Genomic DNA, 22,771 nt, shown 5'->3' with positions numbered 1-22,771 from the left:
TACTATCCGAGCTTGAACCCGACTCAGATCGATCGGGACACGTGGAGAAAGCGATGCTTCCAGCAGCGCAAACGTATGAGACATTGGCCGCCACATTCGCATGGCAGATACCGGATCGCTACAACATTGGCGTGGACGTGTGCGACAAATGGGCCGACGGCTCGGGGCGCCTCGCGCTGATCTACGAGGATCGCGACGGCAGCGCTATGCACTATAGCTTCGACGATCTCAAGGCTCGCTCCAATCAGTTTGCCAATGCCTTGCGCCGCTGCGGAGTCGAGCGGGGCGACCGGGTGGCGATCTTCCTGCCGCAATCGCCCGAAACTGCGCTTGCGCATGTGGCGGCGTATAAGGCCGGATGCATCGCCGTGCCGCTCTTCGCGCTGTTCGGCGTCGACGCTATTCAATACCGGCTCGCGGATAGCGCCGCAGCCGCTCTCATCACCGATGCAGCAGGTCTGCAAAAGCTCGCTGAAATACGCCACACGCTGCCGGAGCTGAAAGCGGTGTATTGCATCGACGCCAATCAAGCCGCTGCGGCCAGCGACGTGCACGCGTTCTGGGAAGCCCTCAACGTAGAGTCCGACTCGTTCGAACCAGTGGACACCTCGTCCGAAGATCCCGCGGTCATCATCTACACCTCCGGCACCACGGGCAAGCCGAAAGGCGCGCTGCACGCACAACGCGTATTGCTTGGGCATCTGCCAGGCGTGGAACTGTCGCAGGCCTGCTTTCCGGCACAGGCGCAACTGATCTGGACGCCAGCCGACTGGGCGTGGATCGGCGGTCTCTTCGATGTGCTACTGCCCGCGTGGCATCACGGCGTGACCGTCCTTGCGCGCCGCTTCGAAAAGTTCGACGGCGAAGCCGCGTTCGACCTGATGGCGCGCCATGCAGTCACACACACCTTCCTGCCGCCGACCGCGCTGAAAATGATGCGCACAGTCGCGCATCCGGAGCGCTGGAAGCTCGCGTTGCATGCGGTGGCGAGCGGCGGCGAATCGCTTGGCGAAGAACTGATCGCGTGGGGGCGCGCCGCGCTCGGCGTGACCATCAATGAGTTCTATGGGCAAACGGAGTGCAACGTCGTGGTGTCGTCGTGCGCGACGCTGTACCCTCCGCAGATTGGCGCGATCGGCAAAGCGGTGCCGGGCCACGAGGTTGCGATCGTCGACGATGATGGTCAGCCCGTGCCGAACGGCATGATCGGCAACATCGCAATTGCCGGCCCCGATCCGGTAATGTTCCTCGGCTACTGGCGCAACGAGGCCGCCACGCGCGACAAATTCCGCGGACGCTATCTGCTAACCGGTGATCTCGGCCAGCGTAATAACGAGGGCTTCATCCGCTTCGTCGGACGTAACGACGACGTCATCACTAGCGCTGGTTATCGCATCGGGCCGGCGTCGATTGAAGACTGCCTGCTGCAACATCCGGCAGTCTGCATGGCCGCGGTGGTCGGTGCGCCAGATGCGCAACGCACGGAGATCGTGCTGGCATTCGTGGTGCTGAATGCGGGCTTTGTGCCGGGCGACGATCTGGTGCGCGACATACAGCAGCACGTCAAGACGCGCCTTGCCGCGCATGAATATCCACGCGAGATACGCTTTGTGGAAGGTTTGCCGATGACCGCAACCGGCAAGGTAATTCGCAAGGAGTTGCGTGCGAGTCTCACGGTGCCCGGCGGAAAAGCCCCGTAAAATACGCGGTCTCAACGCCTCGGCGTAACCCACGGGATAATCGAATTGCAAAGCCTACGTGCAGACGAAGCACTCGCCTACCCGGGCTCTCTGCTTGATACCAAAGGCCGCATCGTCGCGCCGTACGATCTCGAGCAGCGCGACGCCGAGATCGGCGAGCACGTTGCGCTTGCGAGCCAGGCCGGCATCCTCAACGCAGCCGCCCAGTCATTCGAAGTCGATTACTCGCAAATCGCTGTTGCTCATGTGATCAACGGCATGGGCGTGACGCTCGGCGATTCGATTATCGGCTTGACCGCGCTGGCAGCGATCCGGCAGCTCTACCCGCACGTGCGCTTCGTCGTGTACCGGCCGGAACTGGCACCAACTTACGTCGAACAACTCTATGCGCTTGCCGAAGGCCGCGTTGCGAGCACTCGCAGCTTGCCTTGGCCGCTTGCGGATATCCCACGCGAAGAAGTGCGTATCGACCTCGGCAACCAGCTCTTCTGGCCTCGCTTCATGTCGTTGCCGATGATCGATTTTTTCCTCGATGCGCTCGGTGTGCCGCCCTCGAGCGTGCCGTCAGCGAACAAGGCCAACCGCTGGCTCCAGACACTGGAGCTGCCTTCATTGCCCGAGGCGTGGCGCAACCGTCCATATGTGCTGTTCTGTCCAACGGCCAGCACGCCGATCCGCAGCATTGCGACACCGGTGCGTAGCGTTCTCGTGAGCCGCTTGTTCGAGCAGTTCGGCTTTCCCGTGCTTGGCTTTGGACCTGTCGATCATCCGCAGTATGTGGATGTGACAGCAGCATCTCCAGGCACTGCAGACTTTCTTACGTGGGTCAGACACGCGCGTTACGTGCTGACTGCAGACACCGCGGCCGCGCACATTGCAGCCGGATTCGACGTGCCCACGACGGCGTTCTTCACGACGGTCGCACCTGAACTGCGGGTGCGCGACTATCCGTTTTGCCGCCCTGTCACGCTGGAATTGCCCGGACTGAGCAACGTGCAGGCAAGCGATCGCAAGCAGGACATGACGCGACTGAACGCGGCGTATCAAGAGGCGATGAACAGCGAGTTGCCCTTCGCACCGCTGCGCGCAGCGTAGGAGTGACGACGGCCCTGCGACCACCATCCGGGACAATATAAACCGACGCAGCCACGGCCCAGGCACGCCCAATGCTGGGTAGTTCTCGTACCACAACCATCTACCGGAGGAGAACTATCATGCCCTACTTACTCGGCTGGCTACTTGGCGTACCGGTAATCGTCCTCGTCATCCTTTATCTGATCTTTCACTGACATCACCGTCTCAGGCAGAGGTGCATGTGGCTACCCGCAAGGATGCGGCTACATCACCTCTGCGAAAATAAAGTTAACCACCCGCAAGCAGCACCGGCCAGCCTGTTAAACAGGTCCAGGTCGTATCGCGCTGCATGACTGGTGCGCGCGTCTTGATTGTGATTTTCAGCCTCGTACAATGTGATCCGGCATGTGATGTCATGTCGGGCTGATGCAGCGTCCTACGCGGCACGGCACTCGAAAGACGATTGCGTTCGAGGAGCACATTCATGGCAAACAGCGAGTATTTGTTGTCGCATCAGGAACTGGTGAAGGCCGTGATCATTCATCAGAACATTCACGATGGATTCTGGCGCCTTAACATCAACTTCAACGTCGTTGCCACGCACGGCAAGCAGATGCCGGACCCCTGCCTGTCTGTGACCATTCAGGGCATCGGCATCATGAAGGCGGACCCGACCGACGAGATGGCAGTAGACGCAGCGCTCACCAATCCGGAGAAAATCGAACCTGTTCAGGAAGCAATGCCGGAAGCTACTGCCGGCATGCAGTTTTGCCGCGACGTCTACCGCAAGGTTGCGGTCCATCTCGACGACGCGGCGAGACCGGTCAGCGCGGCGACAGCCGTCGACCTGCGTGCGCGGCTACATAAATGAACGCGAACCCTCTTCGCAACACCACACGCTAGTTGCGCCGCGCCGCCCGCATCATCACCACATAAAGCACTGCACCCACCGCTGCACCGATCAGCCACCCGAAGTTATTGGCAGGCAACACGTGCAGCAGTTGCGTGCAGAGTTCCCAGCCCACCGAGATGATGCCGGAAATGACCAGCGCAGCAATGCCCACCTTGTTCCAGCCGCCGTCGTAATAGAAGCGTCCGGCCGGCGCCATGCTGTAAAGCTCGGCCGTTTCGATCTGCTGCTTCTTGATGAGGTAGAAGTCGGCCATCATCACACCATATAGCGGCGCCAGCACTGAGCCAAACACGCTGACGAAAATCGTAATCGCCTTGGGACTGTCAACAAAAATCCACGGACACACGAGAACCGCAAGAATCGAGGCCACGAGGCCACCCTTCTTGAAGTCGATATGCCTGGGAAAAAGATTCGCGATGTCGTAGGCAGGCGAGACAAAATTGGCAACGATGTTGATGCCCATTGTCGCCACGATAAACGTCAGGCTGCCGATCACCACGGCCACCTTATTCTGGATGTGAGCGACGATTGCAACCGGGTCCATGATCATCGAGCCGAACACGGTCGCGCTGCCGGAGGTCACGATCACTGTGATGATGGCGAATACGATGAAATTGACCGGCAGGCCGAGAAAATTACCTACCTTCATCTGACGCTCGCTCTTGGCAAAGCGCGAGAAGTCGCCGAAGTTGAGCAACAGCGCAGCGAAGTAACTCACCACCAGCAGTGTGGCATTACCCATGCTGGCGAACTGCTCGCTGCCGGACAGTACCTTGCCGCCGAGCGTGAGACTCAGGCTGCCCAGCCCCGCTTGCGAAAGAATCCACGCCATCAGCGCGAACATCACCACATATACAGCCGGGCCGCAGAAATCGATGAACTTGCGGATCGCCTCCATGCCGCGCTGGAAGATGATCAGCTGGAACACCCACATAAACAGGAAGCTGACCCAGCCAAGTCCGTCGAGGCGCAGGAAGCTGAAGTCGTGCAGCGCCGCAGCCGCTGGAAAAAACAGAATGACGAGCGTCGCCACCGCTTTCGACGCAAAGTAGGTTTGCACGCCGTACCAGACAATGCCCACCACACCGCGGATGACCGCCGCGAGGTTCGCACCCATGACGCCCATGCTGACGCGGGCCATGACCGGAAACGGAATGCCATGCACATAACTGGGTTTGCCGACCAGGTTCATCAGCACATACACGACCAGAATGCCGATGGTGAGCGCAATCAATACCTGCCAGCCGGATATGCCGAGAAGAAACAGGCTTGCCGAAAACGTGTAACCGCCGACGCTGTGGACATCCGACATCCACATGGCAAAGATGCAATAGCCGGTCCACGTGCGTTTGTTGAGCGGAACCGGTGCGAGGTCGTGGTTGTACAGACGAGCGTCGGTCTGTGCCGCCTGCCCGCCGGTGCCATGCGGGGCGCTACCATCGATAAGCGGTGAGGTCGACATGTCTTCCCCTGTTGCTGTACCTGACGATTGAATCCCGGCGCAATGCGCTGCCATGCTGTGCCGGGTTGTGGACGGGCTGCGTTCCGACGACCTGCCGCTTGCCATTGCAACAATATAGATTGTTCTACGAAAAAAATGACCGTGCCGAAATAATCAGCCATGTTTTACGGGGGAAAGTGCAAAGTGTGGGATGCACGCCTGTTCGGATGCTTAGGCGTGCTGGTGGAGATTGGCGAGCCCGCTACTGCAGGTGCTGTCCACCATTGATGGCGATGTTGGCGCCGGTGACGAAGGCCGCCTCCCGCGAGCATAGATAGAGTACGAGCGCCGCCACCTCCTCGGGCTGCCCAAGCCGTCCCACCGGGATCTGCGGAATGATCCTGGTGTCGAGCACTTCTTGCGGCACCGCCATGACCATTCTGGTGGCGATGAATCCAGGCGACACGGTATTGACCGTGACACCCTTTTTCGCCACTTCGAGTGCCAGAGATTTGGTAAAGCCATGCATGCCTGCTTTTGCGGCGGCATAGTTCGTCTGACCGAAACCACCCTTGGAGCCGATAATGGACGAGATATTGACGATGCGCCCCCAACCTCGCTCCACCATGCCGTCGCAAACCGGTTTCGTCATGTTGAAAAGCGAATCGAGGTTGGTGCGCAGAACTGCGTCCCAGTTGACCTTGTCGAGCTTCTTGAAGCTGGCGTCGCGCGTGATGCCGGCGTTATTGACGAGAACATCGACATTGCCCACTTCCGCTTGAAGCTTTTGGGCACCTCGCTGACATGCATCGTAGTCCGCAACATCTACTTCGTAAGCCGGAAAGCGGCGCCCGGCCGCTTCCATCCGCGCTAGCCAGGCTTGCGCACCGGTGTTAGCGGGTGAATATGTCACCACCGTCGTATAACCTGCGTCGTGCAACTTGACGGCGATGGCTTCACCGATACCACCCATTCCACCCGTCACCAATGCGATCTGGCTTGTCATTGCGGCTGCCTCGCGTGAGAGGATGCTGATCCGGTCACCGCGTGTTCAGCCTTCCCGGCCACTCACCCGGTTGTTGCGCCCGATGCGTTCGATGTGCGCGGCAGCACCGCTTCGAAGCCGCCTTCGGCCATGTTGACAGCTTGCCGAACCGACTTGTTGACGCTGTCGTAAAACGCGCCGCTCGAATCGATCAGCTTTTTCAGCGCAGCGACAGCCGCTTCGGAACCCGCCGGCGCCTGCTTCGACATATCTTCGAAGAGCGCCTGCACCCGGCGATTGTGCGCTTCGTACTGCGCCGCTGCAATCGCTGCGAATCCCGTCTGGGTGCCCACTGCAATCTCATACACGCGATACTGCAAAGCCTGGATTCGTTCGGCAAACCCACCGTCAGGACTGGCCTGCTGCGCGAAAAACACCTGCGGGTCAGCGGCGGACAGCAGTTTATGCGTGTCGGCAAGGGCCGATCTGGCCGCCTGCAGATTCAACACGGTCAGCTTCTGGAAGCTCTCGAAGGACAGGTTTGCCAGACCGTAAAACGTTTCGAGGCTGGCCTTTTGAGCCGCGGCAAACTGCTCCGGAAACAACTCATTCATCTTGAAGCTCCTTAAGGCGACTCGTATTTTTAAATAAGCATAACAAACTAAGTTACTGCTCTCTCAGGTTCTATACCAGCACGTCCGCTCAAATTACCGTTATCTGGAAGCCTCCTCGGGATCGTACAGACGGTGACGCGGCTTCCCGCGCTCCGGGTCGATATCAGTGAATGCGGCCAGCCGCTTTCAGAAATGAGTAACCCTCACGGGTCAAACGCGGCAATGCCTCGCCGGAGCCCGCGTGTTCGAGACTGACGAGTTGGCGCGCGAGCAGAACGTCGAGATCTGCCCGATCAACCTCCAGTTGCGCCGTGGCGTCCTTGACCAGCATCAGCGTTGCGAATTCATGAGGGCTCAGCATCTTCGTCTCCCAAGCTTTTAGGGGCTGCCTTGACGGGATTCAGACGGTCAGCCGTCGCGTCCCGAAACCTGACTCATTGAACGGATTACCGCAAATGCGACTCCTCACCGGATCGACACGCGTCGCGTATCGAGGAAGTCATCTTAATTCGGGCCAGCGCAAAATATCAATATGTGGGAAATGGCTTTTGAGATAAGCCGCGGCTGATGACCGGCGTGCGCGATCTCGGTGAAATATGCGCTTTGCCAGAACCGGCAAGCGTTTGAACGCAGTGGCGGCGGCAACTCGAGCACTGCCGGACAAGTTGCCGCCAGGGTAAACAGGTAGTTCGTATGTATGAATACCGGACTGGATCGGCGCGCTTATCCCCGCCAGCGGCCAGCCGGGGTTTTCTGACCAGTACCGGGACGGACGCAATCGGCGCAATGCTTCGCCGCGTCGCGAACCATGAAGTGAACCAGCGTCTGCGACACATTCAGCGCGCGAGCCGTGTCCTGCAACGTCTCTTCACGCAGGCGCACGAACTCGAAGGCAGCACGCGTGCGCTCAGGCAACTGGGCCAACGCAGCGAACGCGTGGCGCAGCGCATCGCGAGTCGCTAGCGCCGCTTCGGGACCCGGGTCAGACGAAGCGATATCGAGGCCGTCCTCTGCGTCAGCCTGCCAGGTACTTTCGAGCGTCTCGCGATCGCACGCATCCATCGCGGCATTGCGCACCATCCGCGTGACATATGCCACTGGTTGACGAATTGCATCCTGGTTTGGAAAAGCCACGAGCTTGACGAACACGTCGTGCACCACATCTTCGGCGCGGCTGCCGCAACCGACGAACGAGGCAGCGAGCGTCACCAGCGACGGGCGATGTCCGATCAGCACGTCCAGCAACGCACCGCCGCAGCCGCCCGCAGCGTTAGCGGTCTGGCCCGGTGCCCGGCGACGTTTGCCGGTCTGCGGTAGGGACGCGCGCGGTGTGCGGCCACGGTGCAAAACCTGTGCGGGTCCCGCTAGTCCATCCGCCATCGATCCAGCCTCCGTTAATCCAGTGGGAGGCTGTAATCTAACTTAAATGAGAATAATTCTCAATAGCATTTAAAAGCGCCATCCCCCGCCAAAAGGGACGAGGCGTTCCTGCGTCGACCATGCGACGCACGTGGCATAACCCGCAGGCGCAGCGAGCCACGTTGCCGCGAGATTCCGGGCCTCGTCAGGCACGTGATCGCGCAAACGTACCTGCGTACCCTCACGCGGCAGGACCGTCAGACGTTGCAACCCACGCACCACGCCGACGCCTGTTGTCTTGAGCAAGGCCTCCTTCGCGACCCAGGCGTCGTAGAAGTGCTCGAGACGTTGGTCCGCAGACGCCTCGTCGAGCCAGGCCACTTCGCTGCCCGCCAGCGTTAGCGAGGCAAGCGAGCGCCAGTCGAGATGCGCGCTGCGCTGCTCAATGTCCACGCCTACCCGGCGTCGCATGGATAGTGCGATCAGACCATGCGCGCCCGAGTGCGACACGTTGAAATCCAATGACGTGGTTTCAGCCAGCGACGGACGGCCCATGGCGTCGCGCACAAGCCGCAGCGCGTGCGGCGCGGTGGCGAGCGTACTCGCGAGTTGCTCTCGCAAAGCGGCGCGCACCGTCGCGAAGCGAAGCGCATCTTCGCTGCGGCGAAACACGCGCGCGTGCGCGCGCTCGTCGCCGGAAAGCACGCTGAACGCTTGGTCAGCGAGCGTCGCGGCGAAGTCGATATCGACTCGCCACACCTGAACATCGGACGGGCCGTCATGCAACAACGGACAGAGAGGGATGCGTTTCATCGCGGGGTGCGGATGCGTTGCCCGGCGGGCGTACGGAATGCGCCACTGTACCCGATACGGGACAGCAACTTTACAGATCGCCTGCTTCGGAAGCCAGCCATGACGGGCCTGTCACGGCCCCGCTCCCCCATCAGAGGGATATTCGATGCTGAGGACTCCGCTCAACATACCGAGACCATCCCACCGGTCCGGTGAGCGAGAAGAACACTGGCCGACTGCGCATCTGCAGTTCACAAAGGCGGTAGACCGGTTCACGAACAAAGCATCCTCTGGAGAACATGTATGGGCAAAAAAGTGGCCGAAATCATCGTGGAAACGCTCGCCGCGGCTGGCGTAAAGCATTGCTACGGGATCGTGGGCGACACACTGAACCTTATCGCTCACCACATCAACGAGAGCGACATCGAGTGGGTCCATGTGCGCCATGAAGAGGCGGGCGCATTCGCCGCCGAAGGCGAAGCCATGTTGACCGGCAACCTGACGGCCGTTGCCGGAAGTTGCGGGCCTGGCAGTCTTCACTTCATCAATGGTCTGGTGGACGCCAACCGCAACCGTGCGCCGGTGATCCTGATTGCAACCCAGGTGGCCAGCGAGGAAATCGGCTTCAACTTTCCGCAAGAGGTCGACTTCAAGGCGATCTACGGATCGTGCAGTGTGTTCTGCGACATGATCATCACGCCGGAGCAGGCCCGGCGTAAAACGGTGATTGCGTGTCAAACCGCCATTGCAAAAGGTGGCGTGGCCGTGCTGATCGTTCCGGTTGACATCTCCCACGCCACTGCGAGCGACGCGGTGCCGTATTCGGTCCACACGAATGTGCCCATGGTCCGGCCGAATGACGCAGACCTCGACCGTGTCGCCGACATTCTCAACTCGGGCGAGAAAGTTGCCATCTACGGCGGCTCGGGATGCCGCGGCGCCCACGCTGAAATTCTCGCGGTGGCCGAGCGGCTGAAGGCGCCGATTGCACACACGTCGCGCGCCAAGGACGTGCTTGAACACGACAACCCGTACAACGTCGGCATGACCGGCATTATCGGCAGCGAAGCGGGTTACCTGGCGGTGTCCGAATGCGAGACCTTGCTGTTGTTGGGCGCGGACTTCGCATGGCGGCAGTTCTACCCGGAGAAGGCCAAAATCGTTCAGATCGACATCGCACCCGCTCACCTCGGCCGCCGGCATCCGGTCACGCTAGGGCTGGTTGGCGATATCAGGTCCACCATGGAAGCGTTGTTGCCACGCCTGAAACCGCGCACGTCCACCGAGTTCCGCGACAGGCTCGTCGCACGGCATGCCGATGCGCTGGAGAGCCACCGGTCCAAGGCGGTCCCGTCGGACCGTGGGACGATCCCTCCCATCTATCTGACCGAGTTGATCAACCGGCACGCGGCGAGCGATGCGATCTTCTGCGCCGACGACGGCACCCCCACCGTCTGGTTGTATCGGCACATCGAAACGAACGGAAAACGCCGCGTGTTTTCGAGTCTGCTACACGGCACGATGGCGGCTGCTCTGCCAATGTCGCTGGGGTTGCAAAAGTGCCAGCCCGGACGTCAGGTGATTTCGATGTCCGGCGACGGCGGTCTTGCCATGCTGTTCGGTGAACTCATGACGGCCGTGCAGGAGAAGCTGCCCATCAAGGTGGTCGTGTTCGACAACGGCAAGCTCGGGTTTATCGACATCGAACAGAAGTCCGAAGGCATGCTGCCGCTCTACACAGGGTTGCAAAACCCGGACTTCGGTAAGGTCGCCGAAGCGATCGGATTCTGGGGGCGCACGGTGACGAAGGCCGATGAGCTCGAAGATGCCGTCGTGACCTGGTTGAAGGAACCGGGCCCCGCACTTCTGAACGTCAAGGTGGATACGATGACGCTCGTGATGCCGCCGAAGATCGATTGGGGCTCCGCGTACGGGATGGTCCTGTACTCAGCGAAAGCGATGTTGCAAGGCCAATCCGCCGATGTCTTCGCCATGATCCGGGAAAATTTATAAGGTTTGCCAGGCGAATTCGATACGGAACGAACCATGAAAGACAGTGCAGACGATCAACGGTGGCAGCAAGTGCTGGCCTTGTTGGCACCCGTGTCGCCGCTTGCGGTCGTCAGGGCCGCCGAGGCCCGTTGGGCCTTGGCGGCGGCGGACCGGCGACGTCAGGATTCCGTACGAAACTCCACACGGATCGAGATCCTCGAGCGCATATCACCGACCTCCATCGTGGTGGCTCTCGCTGACGCGACATCAGGCAGATATGGCGACCAGACCTGGACTTTGCGCGTCGCCCGCCGCAAAGGCGTTTGTTCGCTGAGCGGCGAGACGTTCCTGGCGGGCGACCCCGTCTATCGCGCAAACGTGCGGCGGCGCAACATGGCGATTGCCCGCCAGGCGATATCCGCAGCCGCCATTGCTCGCCTCGAGGCTGGCATGTCCTCTCCGAACCCGAAAGGTTCGTGGTAACCCGAACCCGGTCCAACCCTGGGTAGAAAAGCGTCCCAAAGGGGGATAGATTGCTGACTAGAATAATCGTGTTCTAACGAACGACAGGAGACGTGCGGGAGATGTCAGGCCACGCACGCGCCGGACTGAATGGAGCCTGAAATGGTGCGCACAGATCTGGCAGTACTCGTAGGCGTCGCGATTCTCGCGTTAGTCAGCCTGCTTGCGTGTGGCTTTTACGTGCACCGGTGTAGCGATCGCTACCGCAATCGCAACCGGAAACGGCGCTCAGGGGCGCCAATCAAAGTTAGGCCTGCGATCCAGCGCATTGACGATTTGCGCGCGAAAGCGGAGGCCACCATGGGCACACAGCTCAGCCATCGTTGCAAAACCTCGCTGTATCGCGTGATATCCGGGCACGGGCGTGACGAAAGCATCGTGTTCCTGATGGCCGACAGCCGCATCGCCGCGCAAAAGGAAGCCATTGCCGCGCTGGCCGCAATCCATTGCATTGCTCCCCACGATGTTTCTCTCCACGGCCTTGCCTCATTTCGTGACCTGATAGACGGCGGCGTTAGCGAGGATGAGGACCTGCGCATATTCGAGGTTGCCTGGGAGGGTGCAAGCGTCACCGTATGGGCCGAACATCCACTGTTCCTGACCGACGATCCCAGCCTGCTTGGCAAGTGGGCCGAGCTGTATGGAGATCTTGCGCGAGAGCTGGCTACAACTGCGATCGAGCGGGCGCGCAGCTAACGGACACGGCACACGGTGTACGCACCACCCACCGGCAGGATCGGTGGGCCGGCGTTGACCCACCACAGCTCCAGACAATCGGGGCGCAGCCTGCAGGCTGCGCCCCGATCTTCATACGCCATCTGAAAGTCGATCCATAAGGCATCTTCAGGATTGCCTGGTTTCCAGAATTATCAGGCTTCGTTCCTGCGCCTGATCGCCCATGGCGTTGCTATATCCCCGCCTGCTCAACCTGGAAGAATCTACGCACACCCTATCTCGCGTGCAGTCAGGTATTTATTACCCATCACCAGGGTTTGACCCAGAAATTTTTGCTTGCTTAGAAAATACAGCCGGGAGTACATTTTTTCCTGCAGTACGGCTGTATCCGTTGGAACCTGAGAGCCTATAAAAAGCCGCGACATAAAATAACGATGCGCGGTTACGCAGTAAAAACGGTCCGCACCCGGAATCCGGGCGCGGACCGTTTCTATCTCCGCCGTCGTCTCCTACGTTCGTGAATGGGACTGTCAACGCGCGAACGCATCAGTAGCCTACTCGGCCACACATTGCCGGGCCTCGAGCGTGCTCAAAAACTCTTCGAAGCCCTCGATCGGAAGCGGCCGGCAGAAGTAGTACCCCTGATACGCGTGACATCCTGCTCCGGCGAGGAAGTCACGCTGCGCCTCGGTCTCCACGCCTTCGGCAATCACCCCGAGGCCGAGGCTCTGTGCAAGCGCGATGATGGCGCGGGCAATCACGGCGTCGTTCGGATCGACCAGCACATCGCGCACGAATGAGCGGTCGATCTTCAACTGATCCAATGGCAGACGCTTCAAATAGGACAACGATGAATAACCAATGCCAAAGTCGTCGAGCGAGAACTCCACGCCTTTCGCCTTGAGCGCCGCCATCTTCTGGATAATGTCCTGTGCGTTGTCGACCAGCACGCTCTCGGTCAACTCAAGCTTCAACCTGTCTGGCCTCGCGCGCGTGCGGGCAATGATGGTCAAAACCTTGTCCACGAAATCAGGTTCGCGGAACTGCTGGACACTGACGTTCACTGCAATCGTGAGATGTTCCATGTCCGCACGCGTGGCCCATTGCGCCAGTTGCATGCAGGCCGCCTCCATGACCCAGCTTCCGAGGGCAAGGATCAGACCGGTTTCCTCCGCCAACGGAATGAACTCGGCAGGCGGGACGATACCGCGCGTGGGATGCTGCCAGCGCACCAGCGCTTCCGCACCCGTTACGCGAGTGCCGTCGACCTGCGCCTGGTAGTGCAGCAGGAACTGATTGGCCTCGATCGCATTGCGCAACCCGGCTTCCAGCGCGGCCCGCTCCAACACAACGGTCTGCATGTCCGGATCGAAGAAACACACCGCATTGCGGCCCTTTTCCTTGGACTTGTACATTGCGAGGTCTGCCTGCTTCAGCAGTTCGTCGATGCACGTCTGATGTCCCTTGAACACGGTGGCGCCGATGCTCGCGGTACTGCGATATTCAATGTCTCCAAGTTGATACGGACTACCGAGGACAGCGAGAATTTTTTCGCCCAGCGTTTCGGTCTGGGTGGCGGCTTCCTCGCGATTCTCGTGCAGGCTCCCCACCACCACGACGAACTCGTCGCCCCCTACGCGGGCCACTGTGTCGTTCTCGAGTACGCTCGCGGCCAGGCGTTGTGCGACTTGCTGCAGCAGCAAGTCGCCTTTGTCGTGGCCCAGGGTGTCGTTTAGCGTCTTGAAGTGATCCAGATCGATAAAGAGCAAGGCGCCGCACGTGTCACTCCGCGCGCTCGCGGTAATCGCCTGCTTCAGGCGGTCCAGCAGCAAGGTCCGGTTAGGCAAGCGGGTCAGCGCGTCGAAGAACGCCAGTTCCTTGATTCGCTCTTCCGCGATCTTGCGCTCGGTAATGTCGTGATGCGTGCCGACATAGTGACTGATAGCCCCATCGTCGCCTCTCACCGAGGAAATCGTCAGCCACTTCGGGTAGATTTCGCCATTCTTGCGACGGTCCCAGACTTCCCCTTGCCACGCGCCGTCACACTGAATCGCTTCCCACATCGCGCGGAAGAACGCTTCGTCGTGACGACCCGACTGAAATACGCGCGGCGTCTGGCCCACAATTTCCTCGGGTGTGTAGCCCGTGCATGCGGTGAACGCCGAGTTCACGCGCAGAATTTTGGCGTCGGCGTCGGTGATCATCATCGGCTCCTGCGAGTCGAACGCAACCGCGGCGATGCGAAGCTCGGCCTCGTTGTCACGCAGTTCTTTCGTCATCGCCGAGGCGAGCCGCATCGCGCGGCCGCGGCCGGTCATCATGAGCCAGGTGAGGACGGTCAGCATCAGGCTAAGGCCCGTCCCGATAGCGGCAATCAGCAGGGCTGTGTTGCGGCCGAAGCGGGCATTGAAATCGTCCTGGGCGCTCATCGAAAGCGTCCAGTCGTGACCGTCGACGACGAGATATTCGTTGGCCGAAATATCCGTGGGCAAATGATGGCCGCCCGCATCGGCTGTCTTATACACCAGCGTCGCGGCCGAAGGCTCGATGCCATCGTAGATCGCGATGGTCAGCCCGGGAGGCTGCTCGCCGTACAAACTGGCGATCACGTCGCGCATGCGGAACGAAGCATAGACCCAGCCGATCAGGTGAGCGCGGCGCTGGGCAACGCTGTCCTGCGACTGCCCGGGTGCGTAGATCGGCAGGTACAGGACGAAGCCGGGGCGAGGCGTGGCCTCGGAATCCACCGAGAGGCGAACCTTCCCTGAGATCGCCGCCATGCCGGAATCGCGCGCCCGCTCCATGGCGCGGCGCCGCGCCGGGTCGGTCCAGCCATCGAAGCCAGGCGGCGCGCGATTGAGGCCAATATAAGGCTCACGCTGGATGATAGGCGCGTAGTTTTCGCGCGAGCCGTCAGGCTGGATCGTATAGTCGGGCAGGCCCTGTTGGCGCATGGCGGCGATGTGGTCGGCCTTTTGCGCCGCCGGCACCCACGTGACGATGCCAATGGCCTGAATGCCCGAGAAGTTGGCGTCGAGATCAAGCGTGCTGACGTAATCGTGGAAGCGCTCGCGGTCCACCGTGCCGGTCGCGCTGAACAGACTCTGCACGCCGCGCAGCAACAGCTCATACGTGCCCATTCGCTGTTCGATCCGGCTGACAGCGTCGCCCAGCGAGAAGTCGAACTGGGTAAGCAGTTCATGGCGCGCAGCTTGCCGCTCATGGTCCCAAAGTGCCCACGTCACACTGAGTGAAGTGGACAAGACCAGGAGTGGCAGCAGGATAAGGCGCGTCCAGCTCACGGCGGCGTCTGGAAGTCGACCATCGAATCGGCGAGGTCAGGTTTGAAATACTTCTGGAAGATCCGCCGTACGGTGCCGTCCGCACGCATTTCATTTACCAGCGCCCGCCATTTCTCCCGCTCGGCCGGCGACAGCGACCTCTTCGACATGATCACGCCGTGCGGTACGGCGGGATCGTTGAACTCCACGATAGTGGTCACATCGCGAATTTTCGTTTCATCGATAGCGGGGTAATCGAAGGGCTCGATAATCATCCCCTGGATTTGCCCCAGAAGCAGCGCCTTATACAGCGGGTCCAGGCCGCCGGCCTGGCTAACGCGGTTTTCCGCCGTCAGATCGTCAACCAGCCGGTTGGCCGATTCGCTATAGCGGAAGCTGCGGATAACGCCGAGCTGAAACTGGTCGTTGTGCTCGAAATCGCTTAACTGGCGAATGCCGGCATCCTTGCGCACCAGCAAATAGTATTTGTCGCTGAAGTACCAGGCGAAATCCGCGTACTGATTACGCTCGTCATTGGCAATCCCGGACAGGCTGAAATCGAGCGCGCCAGATTCGATCAGCTTCCAGATGCGCGCGCGCGACATCAGGCTGACTCTGATCTGGCAACCGCTGCGACGGATCAGCTCGTCGGCGAAGTCCTTGTCGATGCCCGTGTCGGTGTCGACCGAATAGAGCAGACCGTGATCGTGCAACGCCAGCGTAAACGAACGGGAACAGGTCGGACCAGCCGCCATTGCGCTGCCAAGGCAACTCAATGCGAGCAGCAGACCCCCGAGGCCGCGTCGAATCACAGCGTCTCCATGTGAAGGTGACCAGGATACCGCCTTCAATTCCGTCGAAAACGACTCCGCCTTCGGATTTTGCCGTCCCCGTCGCATTGAGAGCAATTGATTAAATGCGGATTTTTTCGGATGCCAGCTTACACCTATCCGCTCGAATCGCTAAAAGATTCAATCCAAAAGCGCTCCGTACGCATTAACGGCAGCCCCTGGCGATTCTTGAGGGTAATGGGAAAGAAAGCGGGAAAGAAAGCGGCGAACGCCGCTAGGACGATTCGCCCGCTGCAGGCTCGGACTCATGCGACAGGCGTGCCTTGGCATGGCGCATCTTTTCGAGGGTCTTGGGCCCAAGCTTGAGGGCCACGCCGATAGCCAGCGCATCCATGATGCACAGATGCACGAGCCGCGATACGCCCGGTGTGTGTGGATCGATCGCGCTCGGCACGCGCAGCAGCAGTGGAATGTCGACGAGCCACGCAAGCCGCGAGCCGACATTGGTCAGCGCAATGGTCGTGGCGCCGCGCTCCTTGGCGATCTGGATGCTTTCGTTCACCTCGATGCTGCGCCCCGAGTGCGAAATTGCGAACGCCACGTCGCCGGGTTCGAGAAGCCCCGCATAAAGGCGTTGCAGATGACCGTCGACGAAAGCGCTGGCGGCGATGTCGAGTCGCAGGAAGCGCAGTGCCGCATCCTGGGCCACCAGTCCCGAGCCTGATCCTACGCCGAAGAAATACACGCGACGCGCGCTGGCCAGGCTCGCAATCGCCGCTTCGACCACCACTGGATCGAGCGCCTCGCGCGCATGTGTGATGCCGTCGACCGCCGCTTCGCCGACCTTGTCGAGCAAGGTCTTGATGTCGTCATCCCGTGCGACGGCCGTGGACGCATACGGCAAACCGCCCGCCACGCTCTGCGCCAGTTGCATCTTGAAGTCGCGCAGGCCATTCGCGCCGACCGCGCGGCAAAAGCGCGTGACTGAAGGCTCGGACACGTCCGCGCGCTGGGCGAGCTCCGTAATGCTCGCGCGCATGGCGAAGTCGACGTCGCTCAGCACCATGTCGGCGACCTTGCGCTCGGCTGGGCGTAACTCGGTCAACGCACCGCGAATGTGGGGAATCAGGTTGGGAGCGGACACCCGTGTGTTTCCTTATGGGTTCAAGGTCTGGAATCCGCGCTTCGTACAACTCAAAACGGCGGCCACACGCGATTTCAGTCGAGCCTGCGTCCACTCTCCGTATCGAACAGGTGAATGTGTCCAGCCGGCAAGCGTAGCGCCACGCGCTGACCAGGCTCGATGGTCGAGCGCTGGCGCGTCGTCACGCACCACGTGCTGCCGCCTATTTTCCCGTACAAGTGGGTCTCGGCGCCAGTTGGCTCGACCACTTCGACCTCCATGGAGACGCCTTCCGGCGGCGCCACGACATCAATGTGCTCGGGTCGAATGCCAAGCGTAACCTTCGCGCCGGTTTTGGCGGAGGACGGTGTCTGCGACAAGGCCACCTCACTGCCGTCCGCCAGTTTCAGCGCGAGGCCGCTTGCGCCGCTCGTCAGCACGCCGTCGACGAAATTCATCGAAGGCGAGCCGAGAAAACTAGCGACAAACAGGTTCGCCGGCCGGTCGTACAGATCCAGCGGCCGGCCGATCTGCTCGATACGTCCCGCGTTCATCACGACAATCCGGTCGGCCATCGTCATCGCTTCGATCTGATCGTGCGTGACGTAGATGACCGTGTTCTTCAGCCGCTGGTGCAGTGCCTTGATCTCGGTGCGCATCTGTACACGCAGCTTGGCGTCGAGATTCGACAGCGGTTCGTCGAACAGAAACAAAGACGGTTCGCGCACCACGGCGCGGCCCATCGCCACACGCTGGCGCTGCCCGCCGGAGAGCGCGCGCGGCAAACGGTCCAGATAGCTGCCAAGGTTGAGCATCTTCGCCGCGGCTTCGATGCGCGGCTTGAAACTGCTGGACGATTCCTTACGGATGCGTGGGCCGAAGGCGATATTTTCGTAGACCGAAAGATGCGGATACAACGCATAGCTCTGGAACACCATCGAGATATTGCGCTGCTGCGGCGCGAGACTGTTGGCGCGTGTGCCGCCAATCATCAGGTCACCGCCGCTGATCTCCTCGAGTCCGGCCACCATGCGCATCAGCGTGCTCTTGCCGCAACCCGACGGCCCGACCAGCACGACGAATTCGCCGTCGTCGATATTCAGATCGATGCCGTGCACCACCTGGGTGTCGCCGTAACGCTTGAAAATGCCGCTCAGTTGCACTGCTGCCATGCTGTCCTCATCGTCGTCCGGTGCAACCGCAAGGTGCGCGCACCACGTTCATCTGGTTCAAAACGTCTCGAGCGTCAAATCCTCGGCCATCAGCCGGTTACCTGCCATCAGGCCGCCGTCGACCGGCAAAGCCACGCCGGTAATCACGCGCGCCATCGGCGAGGCGAGAAACTGCACCGCGTCGGCGATGTCCTCCGGCGTTGCGAAGTCGCGCAACGGATAGTATTTCTTCAGGTTCTCGAAGACCTGTGGATTCTTGTCGACACGCGCCTGCCACGCCTTTGTTTTCACGGTGCCCGGGCAGACGATGTTCGCGCGGATGCCGTATTTGCCCAGTTCCAGCGCCAGCGCCTTCGTATAGCTGATCAAGCCGGCTTTCGCGGCGCTGTAGGCCGGGTGACCGAGCGACGCCAGCCCGTTGACCGAGCCGATCAGCACCAGCACGCCCTGCTGGCGCTCGATCATCGAGGCGCGCACGGCTTCTACCGTGTAATACGTGCCATTCAGGTTGAGGTTCACGTCGCGTTGCCAGCTGGCGATGTCGGTGGTAGCCAGCGTTGGCGATTTTGCGCCGCCCGCGTTGGCCACCAGTACGTCGACCGGCCCGCGCTGCTTGACCGCCTGCGCGACCGCCGCCTGCACAGACGCGGGGTCCGCCAGATCGGCCACGACCGGCGTGACTCGGTCTGCGCCCAGCGTGGCGGCAAGCGCATCGAGCGCGGCCGGGTTGAGGTCGAGCGCGAGCACGGTATCGCCCTGCTCGACAAAACGCCGGCACAGCGCGCTACCGATCCCGCCAGTGGCGCCGGTGACCAAAACCACTCGATTCATGTCTTCCCTCACCCTCGGCTGACCGGCGCCAAACCCTTCGCACCCTGTAAATTTCCAACACAAACCACTCAAACCGCTTATTCTGAGCGCCTCGGCGGATTCTACGCCGGTCTTCGCACCGCACAAAATACGCCTTCTTTACAGCATCTTAAGCACAAACGACCCAGATAAAAAATATCGTAGACCCTACGTGACAACATTTTTTAACTCCTGTAGGATTTTTTCAAACAATTTGATAACCCAGCAGCCGGCGACGGCAGCAGACCACCCCCCATCTTCGTTGGATGGGACCGGAGTAAGCGCTAAAGCGCTAACTCCGATCGACACAGGAGAGAGAAATGTCGTTGCAAGCCCGTGCTTCCTTCGCGCTAGGCAAGATTGCCGTAGCGCTCGCGTGTGCAGGTTTGGCCGTCGCGGCACACGCCGACACGGTCCGCGTGACCGTCGCCCATTACAGCGACGCCACCGCACCGTACTTCCAGCAAGTTGCCTCGGACTTCGAAAAGGCCAATCCCGGCACGACCATCAAGATCGAGGACGTGAGCTGGGACACGCTGCAACAGAAACTGCAAACGGACATCACGGGTGGCGCCAACGCCGATCTCGCGATCGTCGGCACACGCTGGCTGCTCGACTTCGTGAAGGACGATGTGGCTGAGCCGCTCGACGGCTACATGGATGCGAGCTTCAAGAACCGCTTCATCGGCCCGTTCCTCGCTCCGGGCGAGATCAACGGCAAGGTGTACGGCCTGCCGATCGCCGCCTCCGCCCGCGCGCTCTACTACAACAAGGATCTGCTGGCCAAGGTCGGTTATCCGAACGGCCCGAAGACCTGGAATGACGTGATCGATGCATCGAAGAAGCTGAAGGCGCAAGGCATTGCCGGATTCGGTCTGCAAGGCAAGGAAATCGAAACGGACGTCTACTTTTACTACGCGCTGTGGAGCTACGGCGGCGAAGTGGTGGGCAAGGACGGCAAAGCTGCGTTCAACTCGCCGGCTGGCGTGAAGGCAGCGACGCTGTACAAGACGTTGATCGACGACGGCCTGACTGAACCCGGCGTGACGGGCTACAGCCGTGAAGACGTGCAGAACCTGTTCAAGCAGGGCCGCGTGGCGATGGTGATCTCGGCTCCGTTCCTCTCCAAGCAGATCGCCAAGGAAGCGCCGAACCTGAAGTACGGCATCGATCCGATCCCGATGGGCACGACGCACGCCACGTATGCAGTGACGGATTCGATCGTGATGTTCAAGAACTCGAAGGTGAAGAAGAGCGCCTGGAAGTTCCTCGACTATCTGTTCACGAAAGAACCGCGCGTGAAGTTCACGAGCACGGAAGGTTTCCTGCCGACCACCAAGGCCGAAGCGACCGACCCGGCGTTCGACAATCCTGATACGAAGGCGTTCATCGCGCTGCTGCCGAGCGCGAAGTTCGCTCCGACCATCACGGGTTGGGAAGATACCGCCAAGGCTGTATCCGACGCCATGCAGTCGATCTACCTTGGCAAGGCCCAGCCGGCCGCTGCGCTTAACGCGGCAGCCGAAAAGGCAAATGAATCGCTTGGCAAGTAATGTCAGGGTAATTTAACAACGTGTCAATGTAGACCGGTGCGCGCCGCTGCTGTCAGCGGCGCGCATTGTGTTGTACCCGGCCCATCCCGTTGCACCGGCCTCGAGGCTGAATCGAGCGTCCGGCGCGACTTACGATCGAGCACGCATGAGCCGTCCTGCTTCCCCGCGCCTGTCGGCGCCCTGGTTGCTGATTGCGCCTAGTTTGATATTGGCGCTGTTTATCATCAGCTATCCGATTTTCAACATCGTGTATCAGTCGCTGCACGACGTTTCGCGTTTTGGCGCCATCCGTGACTTCACCGGGCTGAAGAATTTCTATACCGTCTTTGCCGATCCGGAATTTCTCGGTGCGCTAAGGCGAACCGTCTACTGGACCTTCTTTGTGGTGGGCGGCACCGTGCTGATCTCCGTGCCGGTGGCGCTCGTGCTTAATCAGGATTTCTATGGACGCGGCGTAGCACGCACCATTGTGATGCTGCCGTGGTCCGTGTCGCTGACGATGACCGCCGTCGTGTGGCGTTGGGCCTTCAATGACGACTACGGCATGGTCAACGTCACGCTGCACCGGCTCGGCCTCATCGACGGGCCGATTCACTGGCTCGCTACACCCGAGCTCGCGTTTCCGGTCGAGATCGCCGTGGGGATTCTCGTATCGATTCCATTCACGGTGACCATCCTGCTGGGCGGTTTGTCATCCGTACCGGGCGATATCTACGAAGCGGCGCGTATCGACGGAGCGAGCGCATGGCAGCAGTTCCGCAAGCTGACGCTGCCGCTGCTCAAACCGTTCGTCAACATGGCGATCCTGCTGAATGTGATCTACGTGTTCAATTCGTTTCCGATCATCTGGGTCATGACGCAAGGCGGCCCCGATGAAAGCACGCACATCCTCGTCACTTACCTATACGAAGTCGGCTTCCGGCTTGGACGTCCGGGTCAGGCGGCAGCGGTGTCGCTGATCATGCTGGTCATGCTGTTCGCGTTTTCGATGCTGTATCTGCGCATGCAGCCGTCAAAAGAAGGAGAGAACGCATGAGCCTCAAGATGAAACGCACGCTGTGGTGCTGGCTCGCGCTCTCTCCGCTGATCGTCCTGGTGCTGTTCCCGTTTGCGATCATGCTGTTTACCGCGCTCAAGCCGGCCAACGAGGTGTTCGTCTATCCGGCGCGCTGGTTGCCGGTGCACTGGCAATGGAGCAACTTCGCGGATATGTGGGAGGCCGCCAACTTCGGCGTGGCGTTGCGCAACAGCGTGGTGATCAGCCTGCTTTCCATGGCGCTCGCGCTGGCGGTCAGCCTGCCCGCGGCCTATGCCCTCGCGCGCTTTCCGTTCAAGGGACGCGGCTTGTACCGGCAGTTCCTGCTCGTCACGCAGATGCTCTCGCCCATCCTGCTGGTGGTCGGCCTGTTCCGCCTCGCCGCCATGATTCCCTACGGCGACGGCAATCTGGTGGACTCGAAGCTGGCGGTCATCGTCTCGTACGCGGCGTTCAACATTGCGTTCGCGGTGTGGATGCTGTCGTCATACTTTCAGACCGTGCCGCGCGACCTGGAAGAGTCGGCGTGGCTCGAAGGCTGCGGTAGAGCCAAGGCGGTATTCAAGGTGTTCCTGCCGTTGGCCGTACCAGCCATTGTCGTCACCGCTATCTTTACGTTTATCAACGCGTGGAATGAGTTTGCGGTGGTTTATACGCTGATCCGTTCGCCCGAAAACAAGACGCTCACCGTGCAGGTCACCGATATGGTGGCGGGGAAATACGTCGTCGAATGGCATCTGGTCATGGCCGCGACGCTGTGCGCAACCTTGCCGGTTTCCGTGGTGTTTGCCTGGCTGCAGCGCTATCTGGTCAAAGGACTCGCTTTGGGAGCAGTGAAGTAAATCGGCAAGCTCACGAGGCGCAGACGTCGCCCATTCCGGTCACCGTTACGCTAGACT

The 22,771-nt window shown here is 60.5% G+C and carries 20 protein-coding genes; 9 read left to right on the top strand and 11 right to left on the bottom strand.

Going from position 1 to position 22,771, the window contains the following annotated elements; translation table 11 throughout:
- Window positions 1-53 precede the first annotated feature (53 nt).
- The 3 genes from P3T17_RS31430 to P3T17_RS31420 all read left to right on the top strand — a co-directional run bounded on the left by P3T17_RS31430 (window position 54) and on the right by P3T17_RS31420 (window position 3,645).
- On the top strand, window positions 54-1,700 hold the full coding sequence (locus tag P3T17_RS31430; protein WP_429410556.1) for an acyl-CoA synthetase: 1,647 nt from the start codon (window positions 54-56) through the stop codon (window positions 1,698-1,700).
- 45 nt (window positions 1,701-1,745) lie between these two features.
- Window positions 1,746-2,795 (top strand): ADP-heptose--LPS heptosyltransferase, encoded by a 1,050-nt coding sequence (locus P3T17_RS31425; RefSeq protein WP_429410554.1) that lies wholly within the window; start codon window positions 1,746-1,748, stop codon window positions 2,793-2,795.
- Window positions 2,796-3,258: 463 nt separating this feature from the next.
- On the top strand, window positions 3,259-3,645 hold the full coding sequence (locus P3T17_RS31420; RefSeq protein WP_429410552.1) for a hypothetical protein: 387 nt from the start codon (window positions 3,259-3,261) through the stop codon (window positions 3,643-3,645).
- A gap of 28 nt (window positions 3,646-3,673) precedes the next feature.
- Here P3T17_RS31420 and P3T17_RS31415 read toward each other — a convergent pair whose 3' ends face one another.
- The 6 genes from P3T17_RS31415 to P3T17_RS31390 form a co-directional block, all read right to left on the bottom strand.
- Window positions 3,674-5,149 carry an NCS1 family nucleobase:cation symporter-1 gene (locus P3T17_RS31415; RefSeq protein ID WP_429410550.1) on the bottom strand — a complete coding sequence of 492 codons (1,476 nt, stop codon included), beginning with the start codon at window positions 5,147-5,149 and terminating at the stop codon, window positions 3,674-3,676.
- Window positions 5,150-5,390: 241 nt separating this feature from the next.
- Entirely contained in the window at window positions 5,391-6,134 is a 744-nt protein-coding gene (gene phbB / locus P3T17_RS31410; RefSeq protein WP_074267389.1) for an acetoacetyl-CoA reductase, read from the bottom strand.
- Between the two features lie 62 nt (window positions 6,135-6,196).
- The gene (gene phaP / locus P3T17_RS31405; protein WP_429410548.1) at window positions 6,197-6,727 is read right to left on the bottom strand and encodes a TIGR01841 family phasin; all 531 of its coding nucleotides are present in this window, start codon (window positions 6,725-6,727) and stop codon (window positions 6,197-6,199) included.
- A gap of 163 nt (window positions 6,728-6,890) precedes the next feature.
- Window positions 6,891-7,088, bottom strand: a complete 198-nt coding sequence (locus tag P3T17_RS31400; RefSeq protein ID WP_074267387.1) for a hypothetical protein — start codon at window positions 7,086-7,088, stop codon at window positions 6,891-6,893.
- 362 nt (window positions 7,089-7,450) lie between these two features.
- The gene (locus tag P3T17_RS31395) at window positions 7,451-8,107 is read right to left on the bottom strand and encodes an RNA polymerase factor sigma-70 (protein ID WP_429410546.1); all 657 of its coding nucleotides are present in this window, start codon (window positions 8,105-8,107) and stop codon (window positions 7,451-7,453) included.
- A gap of 69 nt (window positions 8,108-8,176) precedes the next feature.
- A complete protein-coding gene (locus P3T17_RS31390; RefSeq protein WP_429410544.1) occupies window positions 8,177-8,899 on the bottom strand; it encodes a 4'-phosphopantetheinyl transferase family protein in 723 nt (240 codons plus the stop codon).
- A 282-nt stretch (window positions 8,900-9,181) separates the two neighbouring features.
- Here P3T17_RS31390 and P3T17_RS31385 point away from each other — a divergent pair, with 282 nt between their 5' ends.
- From P3T17_RS31385 to P3T17_RS31375, 3 genes are all read left to right on the top strand, one after another.
- Complete coding sequence (locus tag P3T17_RS31385; RefSeq protein ID WP_429410542.1) at window positions 9,182-10,891, top strand: thiamine pyrophosphate-dependent enzyme; 1,710 nt, start codon at window positions 9,182-9,184, stop codon at window positions 10,889-10,891.
- Between the two features lie 33 nt (window positions 10,892-10,924).
- On the top strand, window positions 10,925-11,353 hold the full coding sequence (locus P3T17_RS31380; RefSeq protein WP_074267383.1) for a DUF3331 domain-containing protein: 429 nt from the start codon (window positions 10,925-10,927) through the stop codon (window positions 11,351-11,353).
- 339 nt (window positions 11,354-11,692) lie between these two features.
- Window positions 11,693-12,088 carry a hypothetical protein gene (locus P3T17_RS31375; protein WP_254368967.1) on the top strand — a complete coding sequence of 132 codons (396 nt, stop codon included), beginning with the start codon at window positions 11,693-11,695 and terminating at the stop codon, window positions 12,086-12,088.
- A gap of 533 nt (window positions 12,089-12,621) precedes the next feature.
- Here the strand turns inward: P3T17_RS31375 and P3T17_RS31370 are convergent.
- The 5 genes from P3T17_RS31370 to P3T17_RS31350 form a co-directional block, all read right to left on the bottom strand.
- Complete coding sequence (locus tag P3T17_RS31370; protein WP_429410540.1) at window positions 12,622-15,369, bottom strand: bifunctional diguanylate cyclase/phosphodiesterase; 2,748 nt, start codon at window positions 15,367-15,369, stop codon at window positions 12,622-12,624.
- A complete protein-coding gene (locus tag P3T17_RS31365) occupies window positions 15,366-16,160 on the bottom strand; it encodes a substrate-binding periplasmic protein (protein WP_074267380.1) in 795 nt (264 codons plus the stop codon). The genes P3T17_RS31370 and P3T17_RS31365 overlap by 4 nt, the downstream gene beginning before the upstream one ends.
- Before the next feature lie 253 nt (window positions 16,161-16,413).
- Complete coding sequence (locus P3T17_RS31360) at window positions 16,414-17,283, bottom strand: MurR/RpiR family transcriptional regulator (RefSeq protein WP_429410537.1); 870 nt, start codon at window positions 17,281-17,283, stop codon at window positions 16,414-16,416.
- Window positions 17,284-17,357: 74 nt separating this feature from the next.
- Window positions 17,358-18,434 (bottom strand): ABC transporter ATP-binding protein, encoded by a 1,077-nt coding sequence (locus P3T17_RS31355; RefSeq protein ID WP_429288901.1) that lies wholly within the window; start codon window positions 18,432-18,434, stop codon window positions 17,358-17,360.
- A gap of 57 nt (window positions 18,435-18,491) precedes the next feature.
- Window positions 18,492-19,265 carry an SDR family oxidoreductase gene (locus P3T17_RS31350; RefSeq protein WP_429410535.1) on the bottom strand — a complete coding sequence of 258 codons (774 nt, stop codon included), beginning with the start codon at window positions 19,263-19,265 and terminating at the stop codon, window positions 18,492-18,494.
- Window positions 19,266-19,603: 338 nt separating this feature from the next.
- On the opposite strand from P3T17_RS31350, the gene P3T17_RS31345 reads away from it, so the two are divergent.
- The 3 genes from P3T17_RS31345 to P3T17_RS31335 all read left to right on the top strand — a co-directional run bounded on the left by P3T17_RS31345 (window position 19,604) and on the right by P3T17_RS31335 (window position 22,714).
- Complete coding sequence (locus tag P3T17_RS31345) at window positions 19,604-20,836, top strand: ABC transporter substrate-binding protein (RefSeq protein WP_074267376.1); 1,233 nt, start codon at window positions 19,604-19,606, stop codon at window positions 20,834-20,836.
- 145 nt (window positions 20,837-20,981) lie between these two features.
- Window positions 20,982-21,872: a carbohydrate ABC transporter permease gene (locus P3T17_RS31340; protein WP_074267375.1), complete on the top strand. Its 891-nt coding sequence runs from the start codon at window positions 20,982-20,984 to the stop codon at window positions 21,870-21,872.
- Complete coding sequence (locus tag P3T17_RS31335) at window positions 21,869-22,714, top strand: carbohydrate ABC transporter permease (RefSeq protein WP_074267374.1); 846 nt, start codon at window positions 21,869-21,871, stop codon at window positions 22,712-22,714. The genes P3T17_RS31340 and P3T17_RS31335 overlap by 4 nt, the downstream gene beginning before the upstream one ends.
- The last annotated feature ends 57 nt before the right edge of the window (window positions 22,715-22,771 follow it).

Origin of the sequence: Paraburkholderia sp. GAS82 (genome assembly GCF_050436285.1) — a bacterium.
Classification (GTDB): Bacteria; Pseudomonadota; Gammaproteobacteria; order Burkholderiales; family Burkholderiaceae; genus Paraburkholderia; species Paraburkholderia phenazinium_B.
The sequence above is the reverse complement of the archived record's forward strand: the minus strand, read 5'-3'. Positions and strand labels throughout refer to the sequence as shown.